Raw genomic sequence first — 15,831 nt, 5'->3', positions numbered from 1 at the left:
GCGGTCTATTCCGCTGCCCGCGGCGCATGGCTCGCGGGGCGCGCCTTCAGCTTCAACTCGCGCAGCTCCGCCTGATCCTTCGCCGCGTTGCGCAGGGCGGCATCCTGGCCCCAGCGATACTGCGGCGGGCAGGCTACGTCCCGCACGCCATATTGCGCAGCGGCGTGCAGGGTGAAGAAGGGGTCGGTCAGATGCGGCCGGCCGAGTGCCACGAGGTCCGCGCGGCCCGCGGCGATGATGGTGTTCACCTGGTCGGCGGTGGTGATGTTGCCCACGCACATCACGGCAACGCCGGCCTCGTTGCGGATCATATCCGCCCAGGGAAGCTGGAACATGCGGCCATAGACCGGGCTGGCATCGGCCACCGTCTGACCGGTCGAGACATCCACCAGATCCACGCCAGCGGCGACGAAGGCGCGCGCGATGGCAAGGCAATCCGCATCGGAAAGCCCACCCTCGGCCCAATCAGTGGCGGAGATGCGGACCGACATCGGCTTCCCGCCTGGCCAGACGGCGCGCAAGGCGGCGAAGACTTCCAGCGGGTAGCGCAGGCGGTTCTCGACCGGGCCGCCATATTCATCGGTGCGTGTGTTGGTCAGCGGCGAGAGGAAACTCGCCAGCAGGTAGCCGTGCGCACAATGCAGCTCCAGCATGTCGAAGCCGCAGGCGAGGCCACGCTCGGCAGCGGCGACAAAATCCGCTGTCACCGCATCCATGTCCTCGCGCGTCATCTCGCGCGGCACCTGGCTGTGCTTGTAGTAGGGGATGGCGCTGGCGGAGAGGATCGGCCAGGCGCCGGCCTCCAGCGGCTGGTCCATGCCTTCCCACATCAGCCTGGTGGCGCCCTTGCGGCCGGCATGGCCGAGCTGCAGGCAGATCCTGGCCGCCGATGACGCATGCACCAGGCCGACGATGCGGGTCCAGGCCTCCTGCTGCGCGTCGTTCCACAGGCCGGCGCAGCCGGGGGTGATGCGCGCCTCGGCGCTGACGCAGGTCATCTCGGTGAAGACAAGCCCGGCGCCACCCATGGCCCGCGCGCCGTAATGTGCCAGGTGAAAATCGCCGGGCACGCCGTTCTCGGCCGAGTACATGCACATGGGCGAGACGACGACGCGGTTCGCCAGCTTCATGTCGCGCAAGGCCAGCGGCTGGAACATCGGTGGCTTCGCGGGATCGCCGCCCACCTCCTCCGCCACCGCGCGCTGTGTTTCCGCGACGAAATCCGGCGCGCGCAGCGCCAGATTGTCCCAGGTGATGGCCTTGCTGCGCGTCATCACGCCGAAGGCAAAGCGCGTCGGGGAGAAATCCCAGAACCGCTTCACATGCTCGAACCAGACGAGGGAGATATTGGCCGCGTGCTGCGTCTTCTCCACATCCTCACGCCGCCCTGTCTCGAAGGCGTGCAGCGCGCTGGCGACGTCGCCCTGTGCCAGAAAGGCCTGGTGCAGCGCGATGGCATCCTCCATCGCCAGCTTGGTGCCGGAGCCGATGGAGAAATGCGCGCTGGCCTTGGCATCGCCCAGCAGCACGACGTTGCCGCGCACCCAGCGGGCGCATTTGATGGTGGGGAAGCGGCGCCACTGGCTGCGATTGGTGATCAGCCGGTGGCCCTGCAATTCCTCGGCGAAGATGCCTTCGAGGAAAGCGGCGCTGGCGGCCTCGTCCATGCTGCCCAGGCCGGCTTTCGCAAAAGTCCCGGGGTCCGTCTCCAGCACCCAGGTGCTGGCGCCGGCTTCATACTGGTAGCAATGCGCGATGAAGATGCCGTGCGGTGTTTCCTTGAAGAAGAAGGTGAAGGCGTCGAAGGGCCGCGTGCTGCCCATCCAGGCGAAGCGGTTCGGGCGGAGGTCGATTTCCGGCTGGAAATGTTCGGCAAAGCGTTCGCGGATCGGGGAATTGATGCCATCCGCCGCGACGATCAGATCGGCATCCGGGAAATCCTCCGGCGTCGCTTCCCGCCGGAACTCCAATTCGACTCCCACATCGCGGGCGCGCTCGGCCAGCAGCATCAGCAGGGTGCGGCGCGAACAGCCGCAGAAGCCGTTGCCGCCGACGCGGTGTTCCTGCCCCTTGGCGACTATCGCGATGTCGTCCCAATACGCAAAGCTGTCGGTGATGGCGCGGTAGCTGGGTTCGTCCGCCTGCTTGAAAGCATCCAGCGTCGCGTCGCTGAACACCACGCCGAAGCCAAAGGTGTCCTCCGCTTGGTTGCGCTCCACCACGGTGATGCGCGACTGCGGGAAATCCCGCTTCATCAGGATGGCGAAATATAGGCCCGCCGGGCCGCCACCGATCACCGCGATCCGCATAAGCGCCTCCTGGCCTCCCGGGGGGCCTCACGGGTTTAGTTTAGGCTTCAAGGAATGAGGGTTCAACCGGATGTTGCACAAGGGCCGCGCGATGTTTTAGGCTTCAAGCATCATGCAATCGGGCACCCTCCAGGGCAGGACGGCATTGGTGACCGGCGGCGGCAGCGGCATCGGCGCCGCCTGTGCCGCGGCGCTGACGGCTTCCGGCGCGCGGGTCACGGTGCTCGGGCGGCGGGAGGCGCCGCTGCGGGCACAGGTGCAGGCCGGGGAGGCTGCGGCGCTCATCGCGGCTGATATCAATGCCCTGCCGGCGCTGCCGCATTTCGACATCCTGCTGCATGCCGCCGGCGCCGCCGAAAGCGCGCCCTTCCTGAAATCCGATGCCGCGCTGTTCGATCGGATGTGGCGCGTGAACCTGCTCGGCGCGGTCGCGGTCACGCAGGCGGTGCTGCCGGGGATGCTGGCGGCGGGGTTCGGGCGGGTGGTGATGGTGGCTTCCACCGCCGCCCTGAAGGGCTACCCCTATGTCACCGCCTATGCGGCGGCCAAGCACGGGCTGCTCGGCCTGGTGCGGTCCCTGGCGCAGGAAGTGGCGGCGAAGGGCGTCACGGTGAACGCCATATGCCCCGGCTTCACCGAAACCGGGATCGTCGCGGACTCCATCGCCCGCATCATGGAAAAGACCGGCCGCGACGAGGCTGCCGCCCGCGCCGAACTGGCGAAGCACAACCCGCAGCGCCGCCTGGTGCAGCCGGAGGAAGTGGCCGCCGCCGCATTGGCTTTGTGCTGGCCAGCCAGCGGCGCCATCAACGGCCAGGCCATCGCGGTGGATGGGGGCGAGACATGAGCGTGGATGCCGAGACAGCCCTCGCCCACGCGCCCCCCGGCCACAAGGACGAGCTGCGCCTCTGGCTGCGCCTGCTGACCTGCACCACCCTGATCGAGGGCGAAATCCGCACCCGCCTGCGCCGCGACTTCGACACCACCCTGCCCCGCTTCGACCTGCTTGCCGCGCTGGACCGCGCGCCGGAGGGACTTTCGCTCGGCGAGGTCTCGCGCCGCATGATGGTCAGCAACGGCAATGTCACCGGCGTCGCGGCGCGGCTGGAGGCCGAGGGGTTGATCGAGCGCCGCGCCCGCCCCGGTGACCGCCGCGCCCAGCTTCTGCGCCTGACCGCCAAGGGCCGCCGCGAATTCGCACGGCAATCCGCGGCGCATGAGGGCTGGATCGCGGAGCTTCTGGCCGGCGTGACTGAAGTGGAGCGCGGCGCGCTGTTCCGCCTGCTCGGCCACGCCAAGATCTCGGTCCGCAACGCCCTGCCGCCGGAGCCCAATCCATGATCACCGGACCGCTCGCCGACTATGCCGCGCAGCATGTGAAGCTGGAGGTCTCGGGCGCCGTCGCGAAGCTCACGCTGAATCGGCCGGAGCGCAAGAACCCGCTGACCTTCGACAGCTACGCCGAACTCACCGCCATCTTCAGAGCGGCGGTGCATGATGATGCGGTGCGCGCCTTCGTCGTCACCGGCGCCGGCGGCAATTTTTGTTCTGGCGGCGATGTGCATGAGATCATCGGCCCGCTGCTGGAACGTGACACGCGCGGGCTGATGGCCTTCACGGCGATGACCGGCGACCTGGTGAAGGCGATGCGCGCCTGCCCGCAGCCGATCATCGCCGCGGTGGACGGCATCTGCGCCGGCGCGGGCGCGATCATCGCCATGGCCTCCGATCTGCGGCTCGGCACGGCGCGGACCAAGGTCGCCTTCCTGTTCAACCGCGTCGGCCTGGCTGGCTGCGACATGGGCGCCTGCGCCATCCTGCCGCGGATCATCGGCCAGGGGCGGGCGAGCGAGCTGCTGTATCTCGGGCGGTCGCTTGGTGGGGAAGAAGGCCTGGCCTGGGGATTCTTCAATGCGCTGCATGCACCGGAAGCGGTGCAGGACGCGGCGGCGGAGATGGCGCGCGGCATCGCCGAAGGCCCGGCCTTCGCGCATGCCATGACGAAGCGCATGCTCGCCATGGAATGGGCCATGTCCATCGAACAGGCGATCGAGGCCGAGGCGGTGGCCCAGGCGCTGTGCATGACCACGCAGGATTTCCGGCGCGCCTTCGACGCCTTCGTGGCGAAGCAGCGCCCCGTCTTCAAGGGTGACTGATGGCTGATACCGGGTTCCTCGACTGGCCCTTCTTCGAACCGCGCCACCGCGACTGGGCGGCGGAAGTGGAGGCCTGTGCGGCGCAATACGCCGAAACGCTGTCCGATGAACATGATGCGGATGCCAGCGTCATCCGCCTGGCCCGCGCCATGGGCGATTCCGGCCTGCTGCGCGTGCCCTGCCCGGCGGATGGGGTGCTGGATGTACGGGCGCTGTGCATCGCCCGGGATATCCTGGCGCGCCATAGTGGGCTGGCGGATTTCGCCTTCGCCATGCAGGGCCTCGGCACCGGGCCGGTGACGCTGTTCGGCAGCGCGGCACAGCGGGATCGCGTGCTGCCGGGCGCCCGCGCCGGCACCGCGCTGGCCGCCTTCGCACTGAGCGAGCCGGAAGCGGGCAGCGACGTGTCCGCGCTGGCGCTGACCGCGACGCCCGATGGCAACGGCCATTATCGGCTGAATGGCGAAAAGACCTGGATCAGCAATGGCGGCATCGCGGCGACCTATGTGGTCTTCGCCCGCACCGGGGAAGCGCCCGGCGCCAAGGGACTTTCTGCATTTCTCGTGCCCGCCGACGCGCCCGGCCTGACCGTCGCGGAACGCATCGAAGTGACGGCGCCGCACCCCCTCGCCCGCCTGCATTTCGCGGATGTGCGCGTGGCGGCGGAGGATATGCTCGGCAAACCGGGCGAGGGCTTCAAGGTCGCCATGTCCACCCTCGATGTCTTCCGCGCCAGTGTCGGCGCCGCCGCCCTGGGCTTCGCCCGCCGCGCGCTGGACATGACGGTGGAACACGCGAGCTCGCGAAAGATATTCGGCGGCACGCTTTTCGACCAGCAGATGTCGCAGGCCGCCATCGCGGATAGCGCCACCGATGTCGAAGCCGCCGCCCTGCTGGTCTATCGCGCCGCCTGGCTGAAGGATTCCGGCACGCCACGCGTCACGCGCGAAGCCTCCATGGCCAAGCTGCACGCCACCGAGGCCGCGCAGCGCTGCGCCGACCGCAATGTCCAGATCCATGGCGGGCTCGGCGTCACCAAGGGCCACAAGGCCGAAGAACTCTACCGGGAGGTCCGGGCGCTCCGCGTTTATGAGGGCGCCTCCGAGATTCAGCGCGTGGTCATTGCGCGGATGGAGCGGGAGCGACTGGACACAAGGCCACGCCAGCTTCGCACATCACTCGGCTAGGACGAGGATGCATGCCATGCGCGACAGCTTCTGCGAGGACCGGCTGCCACCCAGGGACCAGTGGCCGGACTTTCTTCTCGACCGGCCCGAGTATCGCTACCCGCCGCGGTTGAATTGCGCGGTCGAACTGCTGGATCGCAACATCGCGTGCGGCCGCGGCGACCACAAGGCGCTGATCACGCCGGCGGAGACGCTGAGTTACGCGCAACTCGCCGATCGGGTCGATCGCATCGCCCGCGTACTGGTGGAACGCCTCGGCCTGGCGCCGGGCAACCGCGTGCTGCTGCGCTCCGCCAACAATGCCTGGATGGTCGCCGCCTATTTCGCCGTGCTGAAGGCGGGCGGCGTCGTCGTCGCCTCGATGCCGCTGCTGCGCGCCAAGGAACTCTCGCAAATGCTCCGCAAGGCGCGCGTGACGCATGCGCTGTGCGATGCGCGGCTGGCCGATGAATTGCGGAAGGCAGATGCGCCGGAGCTTCGCCACCTGGTCACCTGGGGCGACGGCACGCTGGAAGCCATGGTCGAACAGGCCGCGCCCGGCTTCCCCGCCTGCGACACCGCCGCCGAGGATATCTGCCTGATCGGCTTCACCAGCGGCAGCACGGGCGAACCGAAGGGCACGCTGCATTTCCACCGGGACATGCTGGCGATCTGCGATGGTTACGCCCTGCAGGTGCTGAAACCCGAACCGAGCGACATCTTCATCGGCTCCCCGCCGCTCGCCTTCACCTTCGGGCTGGGCGGGCTGGTGCTGTTTCCCTTCCGCGTCGGCGCCACCGCCGTGCTGCTGGAACGCGCCCCGCCGGAGGAACTGCCCGCCGCCATCGCCCGCCACCGCGCCACCATCTGCTTCACCGCGCCCACCGCCTACCGCGTGATGGCCACCCAGGCCGCGCAGCATGATCTGTCCAGCCTGCGCAAATGCGTCTCCGCCGGCGAAACGCTGCCGAAGCCGATCTTCGATGCCTGGCAGGCGGCCACTGGCCTCAAGCTGATGGACGGCATCGGCGCCACCGAGATGCTGCACATCTTCATCAGCGCGACGGAGGACCGCATCCGTCCCGGCGCCACCGGCCTGCCGGTGCCGGGCTACATCGCGCGCGTGGTGGATGAGGCCGGCAAGGAAGTACCGCGCGGCACGCCCGGCCGCCTCGCCGTGAAGGGGCCGACGGGCTGCCGCTACCTCGATGACCCGCGCCAGGCGCAATACGTGCAGAATGGCTGGAACATCACCGGCGACACCTACATCCAGGATGCGGACGGCTGTTTCTGGTACCAGGCGCGCAACGACGACATGATCATCTCCGCCGGCTACAACATCGCGGGGCCGGAGGTGGAGGCGGCGTTGCTGACACACCCGGCGGTTGCCGAATGTGGCGTGGTCGGTGCGCCGGATGCGGAGCGTGGCATGGTGGTGCGCGCCTATGTCGTGCCGAAGCCGGGGTATGCGCCGGATGCTGCGTTGGCCAAGGCGCTGCAGGACCATGTGAAGGCGGAAATCGCGCCCTACAAATATCCGCGCAGCGTGGTCTTCGTCGAAGCCCTCCCGCGCACGGAAACCGGCAAGCTGCAACGCTTTGCGCTGCGCCAGAAGGCCGAAGCCGGCACATGACCCGGCCCGCACCGCTCCCTTTCGAAGCCCTGCCCGCCCGCGCCTTCCACGCCGCGGCGCGCATCCGCTTCGGCGATTGCGACCCGGCCGGCATCGTCTTCTTCCCGACCTGGTTCGCGCTGGCCAATGCCGCGGTGGAGGATTTCTTTTGCGACGAACTGGGCGTCGATTTCCACGCCCTGCACGCCACCCGCCGCATCGGCACCGGCTTCGCCCATGCGGAGGCGGATTTCTTCGCCCCCGGCCTGATGGGCGATGCCGTGCTGCTGACCCCCCTCATCACCCGCATCGGCGGCGCCAGCTACGGCTTCACCATGCATGTGCATCGCGGATCGGCGGAGCTGCTGCGGATGCAGCTGGTCACCGCCACCACGGATCTCGATGCGCGCCGCCCGTTGCCGATCCCGGCCGATCTGCGCGCGGCGCTGACACGCTACCAGGAACGCTGTGACGATGACCGATAGAACCCTGACCGCCCTGCAGCCCCCCGGCTGGCCACCGCCACGGGGCTATTCCAACGGCATGGTGGGGCGCGGCCGCGTGGTGCTGGTCGGCGGGCAGATCGGCTGGGACAGTGAGGGCCGCTTTCCTGCCGGCTTCGTCGCCCAGGCGCGCCAGGCGCTGGCCAATATCCTGCTGGTGCTCGCCGAGGCCGGTGGCGGACCCGAGCATATCGGCCGCCTGACCTGGTATGTGGTGGACATCGCCGAGTACCGCGCCAGCCTGGCGGAACTCGGCCCGGCCTACCGCGCCGTCATGGGCCGGAACTTCCCGGCCATGGCGCTGGTTCAGGTGGTGGCGCTGGTCGAGAAGGAGGCGCGGCTCGAAATCGAGGCCACCGCCATCCTGCCCGACTGAGGCCTCAAACCGGGTCGGGAATCCCGGCCTCCGGCATGCCGATATCCGGCTCGGCGCCCAGTTCGGCGTCCAGCTTGGCGCCATCCTGCCAGCCCTTGCGTTCCTCGCACATGCGGCGCGCCAGCAGCACCGCGCCGACCGCGCCGGCACCCACCGCCAGGGTGGTTACCGCGCCGGCAACCATCACCGCGCCAAACATCGTGCCTGCGGCCATTCGCAGCATCATCAGCTCAACTCCTTACGTGCCGCCCCTATCTGGGCGGCCTGCGGCGGGAATCCAGCATCACGGGTGGCGGCGCAAGGGACCGTTCCGCGGCGCAGGAACACACCAGGCTGCCATCGGAAAGCCGGTTCGGCATGGTTGGCTCCGCGCAATGCGGGCATTCCACCAGTTCCAGCCGTGTCTCGGGCGGTGGCAGGGTCATGCAGCCGCCAGATAGGGGCAGCCTTGCGCCCGGGCGGGCTTGCCGGCGCGGGGCGTGGTTGGCATGTTCCGCCACCTCCCACCCTTCGGCGTGATGGCATTGTCCCGGCAGCGATGGCCGGCGACAGAGACAGGCAAGGATACAGGCATGGCCAAGATCAAGGTGAAAACTCCCGTTGTCGAGATGGATGGGGATGAGATGACGCGCATCATCTGGGGGTTCATCAAGGACCGCCTGATCCTGCCCTATCTCGATATCGACCTGAAATACTACGACCTCGGCATCGAGTACCGCGACCAGACCGATGACCAGGTGACGGTGGACGCCGCCAACGCGACCAAGCAGTACGGCGTGGGCGTGAAGTGCGCCACCATCACCCCCGATGAGGCCCGGGTGAAGGAGTTCGGCCTGAAGAAGATGTGGCGCAGCCCGAACGGCACGATCCGCAACATCCTGGACGGCACGATCTTCCGCGAGCCGATCATCTGCTCGAACGTGCCGCGCCTGGTGCCGCACTGGTCCAAGCCGATCGTCGTCGGCCGCCACGCCTATGGCGACATCTACCGCGCGGTGGAGATGAAGGTGCCGGGCGCCGGCACGGTGAAGATGACCTACACGCCCGAGGGCGGCGCGCCGCAGGAAGTCGGCGAGTTCGTCTTCAAGGATGCCGGCGTGTTCATGGGCCAGCACAATCTGAACGCCTCGATCGAGGGCTTCGCCCGGGCGTCGTTCAACTACGGCCTGTCGCGGAAATATTCCGTGTACTTCAGCCACAAGAACACGATCCTGAAGGCCTATGACGGCAACTTCAAGGACATCTTCAAGTCGATCTTCGATGCCGAATTCGCCGCGAAGTTCAAGGAAGCCGGCATCGTCTATGAAGACCGCCTGATCGACGACATGGTGGCCTCCGCGCTCAAGTGGGAAGGTGGCTATATCTGGGCCTGCAAGAACTACGATGGCGACGTGCAGTCCGACATCGTGGCGCAGGGCTTCGGCAGCCTGGGCCTGATGACCTCCGTCCTGCTCTCCCCGGATGGCAGCACGGTCGAGTCCGAGGCCGCGCATGGCACGGTGACGCGCCACTACCGCGAGCATCAGAAGGGCCGTGAGACCAGCACGAACCCGATCGCCTCCATCTTCGCCTGGACCCGCGGCCTCGCCTATCGCGGCAAGTTCGACGGCACGCAGGATGTGGTCGATTTCGCCAATGCCCTCGAGCAGGTCTGCATCGAGACGGTGGAATCCGGCGACATGACCAAGGACCTCGCCATTCTGATCAGCAAGGACCAGCCCTGGCTCAACACCCAGGCCTTCCTCGCCAAGCTGGATGAGAACCTGAAGAAGAAGATGGCCTGAATTCAAGGCGTTGGGCGGGCCGCAAGCCCGCCCAACGCAACACTGGCGGTTTTATGCTGCGCTGCGGTATAAGTGCGGAATGATCGCCTTCACCCTGCTCGACTGGACCGCGCTGGCGATTTTCGCCGGTTGCTGGCTTGGCTACGCCAATGTGGTGGATCGCGTGCCACGCATCCGCCGCGCCAGCGTCATCGCCGCCATGGATGGCTACCGGCGGCGCTGGATGCACGCCATGCTGACGCGGGAAAACCGCATCGCCGACATGGCGGCAATCGGCAACCTGATGAACAGCACCAGCTTCCTCGCCACCACCAGCATCTTCATCCTGGGCGGTCTGGTGGCGCTGCTGGGTGCGCCCGATCTCGGCCGGCGCGTCGTCGCCGCCCTGCCCTATGCCGCGGTGCCGACCGATCAGACCTGGGAGATCAAGATCGGCCTGTTGCTACTGATCTTCGTCAATGCCTTCTTCGAGCTGACCTGGGCGTTGCGGCAGTTCAACTACACCTCGATCCTGGTCGGGGCGATCCCGTGGGGCGAGCCGGACGCCCAGGCGATTTCGCTTGCGGACATGGCGGCCGATGTGGCCAACCGCGCTGCGCGGCACTTCAATACCGGGCTGCGCAGCTATTATTTCGGCCTGGCGGCACTCGCCTGGGTGGTGCACCCGCTGGCGCTGATTGCCACCAGCCTGTTCGTGTTGCGCGAATTGCACCGGCGCGAATTCCGCAGCGCGTTGCGCCATGCGGTGACCGAGAAGGGCTGATCAGCCGCGCTCGATCCCGCGCAGCACCGCCCAGTATTCCTGGAATATCGCGATCCGCACGCGGCGATCCGGGCAGCGTGGCGGCAGCCGGTCCGGATGGAAGCGGCGGGCGAATTCGCGCTTGGCGCGCTGGAAGCGCGGCTCCGCCGGCGCCTGGCGGGCCAGCCGCAGTTCCACCCGCAGCCGCGTCACCTCCGCCGCCAGGCGCGCGGCGCGTTCACTTTCGGCTCGGGCGAAGGCGCGGCTGCGCGACAGGCGGAGCGCCGGCAGGTTTATGGCGCCCCAGCGTGGCCGCCGCAGGCGGCGCAGCAAGGCCCAGGCCGCGCGCAACATGCGGCGTATCAGCAACCCAAGGCCCAGCAGCATGCATGCGAGCACCAGCCCGCCCACCAGGGTCGCCACGCCGCCTCCAGCCCGCCGGATGAGCCCAGACTGCCGCGGAAGCCTTCGCGAATCGTTAAGCGCGCCGCAATGCGGCCACCTGATCCAGCGGCAGCGCCTTTCCCACCACACGGCGCCCGTCGAGCCGGCTTTCCACCGTGGTCGCCATGGTCAGCGCGTTCAGCACCGCCTCCTCCGTCGCTTCCGCCGCCGCGACGAACAGGGGCGACATGCGCTCATTCGGCCAGTCCAGCGTCGCGCCACGCCCGGGGCCGCGCCGCACGGCCGCATGAGTCGCGAAGGCCAGGGCATAGTCGCCGGAGCCATCGGAGAAGGCGGCGCCGGTGCGCGCGATGCCCCCCATCGCCCGGCGCGCGAGGCGTTGCAGGTTGCGATCCGACAGCGGCGCATCGGTGGCCACCACCACCATGACCGATCCATCGGCATCCGCCTGTTCCGCCGCATGTTCGGCCAGGTAGTATTTTTTCAAAAGCCGCCCGACGGGTAGCCCGTCCATCACCAGGGCGCCGCCGTAATTCGCCTGCACCAGCACGCCGATGGTCCACCCACCCAGCGCGGTGGGCAGGATGCGGGAGGATGTGCCGATGCCGCCCTTCCAGCCGAAGGCCATGGTGCCCGCGCCGGCGCCGACGCAGCCTTCCGCGACCGGCCCCTCCGAGGCTGCGGCCAGGGCCTCCAGCATGTGCTGGTGGGTGACACCGCGGGCGCGGATATCGTTCAGGCGGCCATCATTGGTCTCGCCCACCACGGCGTTGACCGAGCGCACCGCTTCATTGCCCGGCTGCGCCAGCGTCCAATCCACCAGCGCCTCCACCGCCCGCCCCACGGCGAGGGTGTTGGTCAGCAGGATCGGCGTCTCCAGCTCGCCGAGTTCCTGCACCTGCGTGACGCCGGCCATCTTGCCGTAGCCATTCATCGCGAACAGCCCGGCGGGGACGCGATCCGCGAACGGGTTGCCGGCATGCGGCAGGATGGCCGTGACGCCGGAGCGCGTGGCCTCGCCCTGCATCACCGTGACCTGGCCGACGCGGAGGCCGGTCACGTCGGTGATGGCGTTCAGCGGGCCGGGGGCGAAGATGCCGGGCGCGAAGCCGAGGGCGCGCGCCCTCACCCCGCCAGCGCCGCCCGCACCGCCGCCAACGCTTCCGCCGCCTTCGCCGCGTCCGGGCCACCGGCCTGGGCCATGTCCGGCTTGCCGCCGCCGCCCTTGCCGCCGATCGCGGCACTCGCCGCGCGAACCAGGGTCACGGCGTCCGTCCTGCCCTTCGCGGCCTCACCGATGCCGACGAAGACGCTGGCCTTGCCCTCCGCGGTCGCGACCACCGCCACCACATCCGCGGTGCCGGATTGCAGGATGGCCTCGACGACGCCCTTCAGGTCGCGCGGCGGCATTTCGCCGAGTTCACGCAGCGCCACGCGCAGGCCGGCGATCTCCTCGATCTCCGCTGCGGCACCGCCCGTCGCCAGCTTCTTGCGCAGGTCGGAGACCTCGCGCTCCAGTTTCTTCCGGTCCTCCAGCAGGCTGGTGATGCGATCTGCCAGTTCGGCCGGGCGCGCCTTCAGCACGGCGGCCGCCTGGCTGAGCTGCCGGTCGCGCTCCTCCAGTAGCTTCATCGCCGCCTCCCCGGTCACCGCCTCGACGCGGCGGATGCCAGCGGCCACGGCGCCTTCGGAGACGATCCGGAACAGGCCGATATCGCCGGTGCGCTTCACATGGGTGCCGCCGCACAGTTCCAGCGAATAGACGCCGTGGCGTTCCACCGCCTGCGGGTCATGACCCATGGAGACCACGCGGACTTCGTCGCCATACTTCTCGCCGAACAGCGCCATGGCGCCGACCGCCACGGCCTGGTCCGGCGTCATCAGCCGGGTCACCACCTCGGCGTTCTCGCGGATGCGGGCATTCACCTCGGTCTCGACCCAGGCGAGGTCGTCATCTGTCATCGGCGTGGGCTGGGAGACGTCGAAGCGCAGGCGGTCCGGCGCGTTCAGCGATCCCTTCTGGGAGACATGCGTGCCCAGGCGCCGGCGCAGCGCCTCATGCAGCAGGTGGGTCGCCGAGTGATGCGCGCGGATGGTGCCGCGGCGCGTGTGGTCCACTTCGGCCACCACCGGCAGGCCAAGCTTGGCCTCGCCATGCGCGACAATGCCGTAATGCACGAACAACTCGCCCAGCTTCTTCTGCGTGTCGCGCACCACGATCCGGCACGCCTCGCCGGCCGAGATCAGCCCGGCATCGCCCACCTGGCCGCCGCTTTCCGCATAGAAAGGGGTCTGGTTCAGCAGCACGGCGACCTCGGTGCCGGGCGCGGCGCTCTCCACCGGCTTTCCGTCCACCAGGATGGCGAGGATCGAACCCTCGGCACTTTCGGTCGAGTAGCCGAGGAATTCGGAAGCGCCGAGCTTTTCCTTCAGGTCGAACCACTGCGTCTCCGTCGCCGCCTCGCCCGACCCGGCCCAGGCGGCGCGGGCGCGCTGCTTCTGCTCGGCCATGGCGGCGGCGAAGCCTTCGGTGTCGACGGACTTGCCCTCGCCGCGCAACGCGTCCTGCGTCAGGTCCAGCGGGAAGCCGTAGGTGTCATACAGCTTGAAGGCGACGTCACCGGGCAGGGTGCCGCGGTCGCCGAGCTTGCCGGATTCCTCCGCCAGCAGGCCGAGGCCGCGTTCCAGCAGGCTGCGGAAGCGCGTCTCCTCCAGCCGCAGGGTCTCGATCACCAGCGATTCAGCCCGGAAAATCTCCGGATAGGCCGCGCCCATCTGGCGCGTCAGGGCCGGCACCAGGCGGTGCAGCAACGGCTCCCGCGCCCCCATCATATGGGCGTGGCGCATGGCGCGGCGCAGGATGCGGCGCAGGACGTAGCCGCGGCCCTCATTGGAGGGCAGCACGCCATCGGCCATCAGGAAGGTGCCGGCGCGCAGATGGTCGGCCACCACGCGGTGGCTGGTCTTCCACGGGCCGTCCGGGTCCTGGCCGGTGGCCTCGGCGCTGGCCAGGATCAGGGCGCGCAGCGTGTCCGTGTCGTAGTTGTCGTGCTTGCCCTGCAGGATCGCGGCAAAGCGCTCCAGCCCCATGCCGGTATCGATCGAGGGGCGCGGCAGCGGCACGCGGGTGCCGGGCGGGCCTTCCTCATATTGCATGAAGACCAGGTTCCAGATCTCGATGAACCGGTCGCCATCCTCCTCCGGGCTGCCGGGCGGGCCGCCGGGGATCTTGTCGCCATGGTCGAAGAAGATCTCGGAACAGGGGCCGCATGGGCCGGTATCGCCCATGCGCCAGAAATTGTCGGAGGTCGGGATGCGGATGATGCGGCTATCCGGCAGGCCGGCCACCTTCTTCCAATAGACCGGCGCTTCCTCATCCTCGGAATAGACGGTGACCAGCAGCTTGTCCTTGGGCAGGCCGAAATCGCGCGTCAGCAGGGTCCAGGCATGTTCGATCGCCTGTTCCTTGAAGTAGTCGCCAAAGCTGAAATTGCCCAGCATCTCGAAAAAGGTGTGGTGCCGGGCGGTATAGCCGACATTGTCCAGGTCGTTGTGCTTGCCCCCGGCCCGCACGCATTTCTGAGCGCTGGTCGCACGGTTGTAGGGGCGCTTCTCCTGACCGGTGAAGACGTTCTTGAACGGCACCATCCCGGCATTGACGAACAGCAGGGTCGGATCGTTCTGCGGCACCAGCGGCGCGGACTGCACCTTGGTGTGACCATCGGCGGCGAAATAGTCGAGGAAGGTCGAACGGATCTCTTTGAGGCTGGACATCGGGGCGGGCTCGGTCAGTCGGGAGGAAACGGGGAGGCAGCCGTCATACAGAGGAATGCGCCGGATTGCATCACCTCCCCGTGATCGATGAAGCAGGACCGGACGGAGCGGGCGCGACATTGAGGCGGGCGACGGCGGTTCGCGGTCAGGGTAGGAGTGGCTCATGCGCGAAGTGGTCGTCTGGTATGACGGGGCCTGTCCCCTGTGTCGCCGCGAGATCGGCCTGATGCGGCGGCTGGACCGACGCGGGGCGCTGACCTTCGTCGATGTGGCCGGGCCGGGCGCGGCCGAGACCTGTCCGCTCGACCCCGCCGACATGCTGTCCCGCTTTCATGTGCGTGAGGATGGGCAGCTGCTGTCCGGCGCCGCCGCCTTCGCCGCCATGTGGCGCGCCATTCCGCTGCTGCGGCCGCTGGGTCTGCTGGCCCGCAACCGGATCGTGCTGGCGCTGCTGGAGGGGCTGTATGTGCAGTTCCTCAAGGTGCGGCCCCGCCTGCAGCGGCTGTTTCGGGATCAAACCGTCTCGCATTAAGCCCGCCGAATCTTGCAAAGGCGCCTGCCTGTCGTCTTCGGCCGATCAGGTTCATCACAGAGAGCACAGAGACGACACGGAGGGCACAGCGGCGGAGGGGCCTGGCTCAGCCTCTCGTCAGGCTCGCCCCCGCCGTGCTCTCTGTGACTCCTCTGTGGCCTCTGTGATGAAACCCTTTTTTAGCGGACGAAGCCGCCCGACCGGGGGGTCGAGCGGCCTCTTTCCCCGGACGGGGTCGCGGGGTCGGTGGCGGGTCGCGAGGGACCCGACCGGGGAAGTCGGTAGCGAGGCCGGGGTAAGGGCTTAAGGGCGATCAGCCCTCCAGGTCCTGCCCCTCGTCGGGCTCGGGCGCGCCCAGCAGTTCGTCGTCGATCTTGCTGGTCGACTGACGCACGGCCTTTTCGATCGAGTCGGCCACATCGGGATTGGCCTTGAGGAATTCGCGCACATTCTCGCGGCCCTGACCGATGCG

At 68.4% G+C, this 15,831-nt stretch carries 17 protein-coding genes; 10 read left to right on the top strand and 7 right to left on the bottom strand.

Going from position 1 to position 15,831, the window contains the following annotated elements; all coding sequences use genetic code 11:
• Positions 1–5 precede the first annotated feature (5 nt).
• A complete protein-coding gene (locus tag Q8S40_RS22495) occupies positions 6–2,309 on the bottom strand; it encodes a bifunctional salicylyl-CoA 5-hydroxylase/oxidoreductase (RefSeq protein WP_305672198.1) in 2,304 nt (767 codons plus the stop codon).
• 112 nt (positions 2,310–2,421) lie between these two features.
• On the opposite strand from Q8S40_RS22495, the gene Q8S40_RS22490 reads away from it, so the two are divergent.
• The 7 genes from Q8S40_RS22490 to Q8S40_RS22460 are packed head-to-tail and all read left to right on the top strand — an operon-like array spanning position 2,422 to position 8,122.
• Positions 2,422–3,156, top strand: coding sequence for an SDR family NAD(P)-dependent oxidoreductase (locus tag Q8S40_RS22490; RefSeq protein WP_305672197.1), 735 nt, complete (start codon positions 2,422–2,424; stop codon positions 3,154–3,156).
• The gene (locus Q8S40_RS22485) at positions 3,153–3,650 is read left to right on the top strand and encodes a MarR family winged helix-turn-helix transcriptional regulator (RefSeq protein ID WP_304809486.1); all 498 of its coding nucleotides are present in this window, start codon (positions 3,153–3,155) and stop codon (positions 3,648–3,650) included. Before Q8S40_RS22490 ends, Q8S40_RS22485 begins: the two co-directional genes overlap by 4 nt.
• Positions 3,647–4,465 carry an enoyl-CoA hydratase family protein gene (locus tag Q8S40_RS22480; RefSeq protein WP_305672196.1) on the top strand — a complete coding sequence of 273 codons (819 nt, stop codon included), beginning with the start codon at positions 3,647–3,649 and terminating at the stop codon, positions 4,463–4,465. Before Q8S40_RS22485 ends, Q8S40_RS22480 begins: the two co-directional genes overlap by 4 nt.
• Positions 4,465–5,652, top strand: coding sequence for an acyl-CoA dehydrogenase family protein (locus Q8S40_RS22475; protein ID WP_305672195.1), 1,188 nt, complete (start codon positions 4,465–4,467; stop codon positions 5,650–5,652). The genes Q8S40_RS22480 and Q8S40_RS22475 overlap by 1 nt, the downstream gene beginning before the upstream one ends.
• Positions 5,653–5,668: 16 nt before the next feature.
• Complete coding sequence (locus Q8S40_RS22470; RefSeq protein ID WP_305672194.1) at positions 5,669–7,264, top strand: benzoate-CoA ligase family protein; 1,596 nt, start codon at positions 5,669–5,671, stop codon at positions 7,262–7,264.
• A complete protein-coding gene (locus Q8S40_RS22465) occupies positions 7,261–7,728 on the top strand; it encodes a thioesterase family protein (protein WP_305672193.1) in 468 nt (155 codons plus the stop codon). The genes Q8S40_RS22470 and Q8S40_RS22465 overlap by 4 nt, the downstream gene beginning before the upstream one ends.
• Positions 7,718–8,122 (top strand): RidA family protein, encoded by a 405-nt coding sequence (locus tag Q8S40_RS22460; RefSeq protein ID WP_304809478.1) that lies wholly within the window; start codon positions 7,718–7,720, stop codon positions 8,120–8,122. Before Q8S40_RS22465 ends, Q8S40_RS22460 begins: the two co-directional genes overlap by 11 nt.
• Positions 8,123–8,126: 4 nt before the next feature.
• On the opposite strand, the gene Q8S40_RS22455 is transcribed toward Q8S40_RS22460, so the two are convergent.
• Both Q8S40_RS22455 and Q8S40_RS22450 read right to left on the bottom strand, forming a co-directional pair.
• Entirely contained in the window at positions 8,127–8,348 is a 222-nt protein-coding gene (locus Q8S40_RS22455; protein ID WP_305672192.1) for a hypothetical protein, read from the bottom strand.
• Positions 8,349–8,373: 25 nt separating this feature from the next.
• Positions 8,374–8,547 (bottom strand): hypothetical protein, encoded by a 174-nt coding sequence (locus Q8S40_RS22450; RefSeq protein WP_305672191.1) that lies wholly within the window; start codon positions 8,545–8,547, stop codon positions 8,374–8,376.
• Between the two features lie 147 nt (positions 8,548–8,694).
• On the opposite strand from Q8S40_RS22450, the gene Q8S40_RS22445 reads away from it, so the two are divergent.
• Positions 8,695–9,906, top strand: coding sequence for an NADP-dependent isocitrate dehydrogenase (locus tag Q8S40_RS22445; RefSeq protein ID WP_305672190.1), 1,212 nt, complete (start codon positions 8,695–8,697; stop codon positions 9,904–9,906).
• Between the two features lie 79 nt (positions 9,907–9,985).
• Positions 9,986–10,669 (top strand): DUF599 domain-containing protein, encoded by a 684-nt coding sequence (locus Q8S40_RS22440; RefSeq protein ID WP_304809472.1) that lies wholly within the window; start codon positions 9,986–9,988, stop codon positions 10,667–10,669.
• Here Q8S40_RS22440 and Q8S40_RS22435 read toward each other — a convergent pair whose 3' ends face one another.
• The 3 genes from Q8S40_RS22435 to alaS are packed head-to-tail and all read right to left on the bottom strand — an operon-like array spanning position 10,670 to position 14,827.
• Entirely contained in the window at positions 10,670–11,071 is a 402-nt protein-coding gene (locus Q8S40_RS22435) for a hypothetical protein (RefSeq protein WP_305672189.1), read from the bottom strand. It lies immediately after the preceding gene.
• Between the two features lie 55 nt (positions 11,072–11,126).
• On the bottom strand, positions 11,127–12,182 hold the full coding sequence (locus Q8S40_RS22430) for a P1 family peptidase (protein WP_305672188.1): 1,056 nt from the start codon (positions 12,180–12,182) through the stop codon (positions 11,127–11,129).
• Positions 12,179–14,827, bottom strand: a complete 2,649-nt coding sequence (gene alaS, locus Q8S40_RS22425; RefSeq protein ID WP_305672187.1) for an alanine--tRNA ligase — start codon at positions 14,825–14,827, stop codon at positions 12,179–12,181. The genes Q8S40_RS22430 and alaS overlap by 4 nt, the downstream gene beginning before the upstream one ends.
• Before the next feature lie 163 nt (positions 14,828–14,990).
• Between alaS and Q8S40_RS22420 the strand changes: the two genes are divergently transcribed.
• Positions 14,991–15,359: a thiol-disulfide oxidoreductase DCC family protein gene (locus tag Q8S40_RS22420; RefSeq protein ID WP_305672186.1), complete on the top strand. Its 369-nt coding sequence runs from the start codon at positions 14,991–14,993 to the stop codon at positions 15,357–15,359.
• Positions 15,360–15,672: 313 nt separating this feature from the next.
• On the opposite strand, the gene Q8S40_RS25210 is transcribed toward Q8S40_RS22420, so the two are convergent.
• Positions 15,673–15,828 carry a hypothetical protein gene (locus Q8S40_RS25210; RefSeq protein ID WP_371136877.1) on the bottom strand — a complete coding sequence of 52 codons (156 nt, stop codon included), beginning with the start codon at positions 15,826–15,828 and terminating at the stop codon, positions 15,673–15,675.
• Positions 15,829–15,831: the final 3 nt, after the last annotated feature.

Source organism: Falsiroseomonas sp. (assembly GCF_030695085.1).
Classification (GTDB): Bacteria; Pseudomonadota; Alphaproteobacteria; order Acetobacterales; family Acetobacteraceae; genus Falsiroseomonas.
This window is presented reverse-complemented; position numbering and strand designations above follow the sequence as displayed.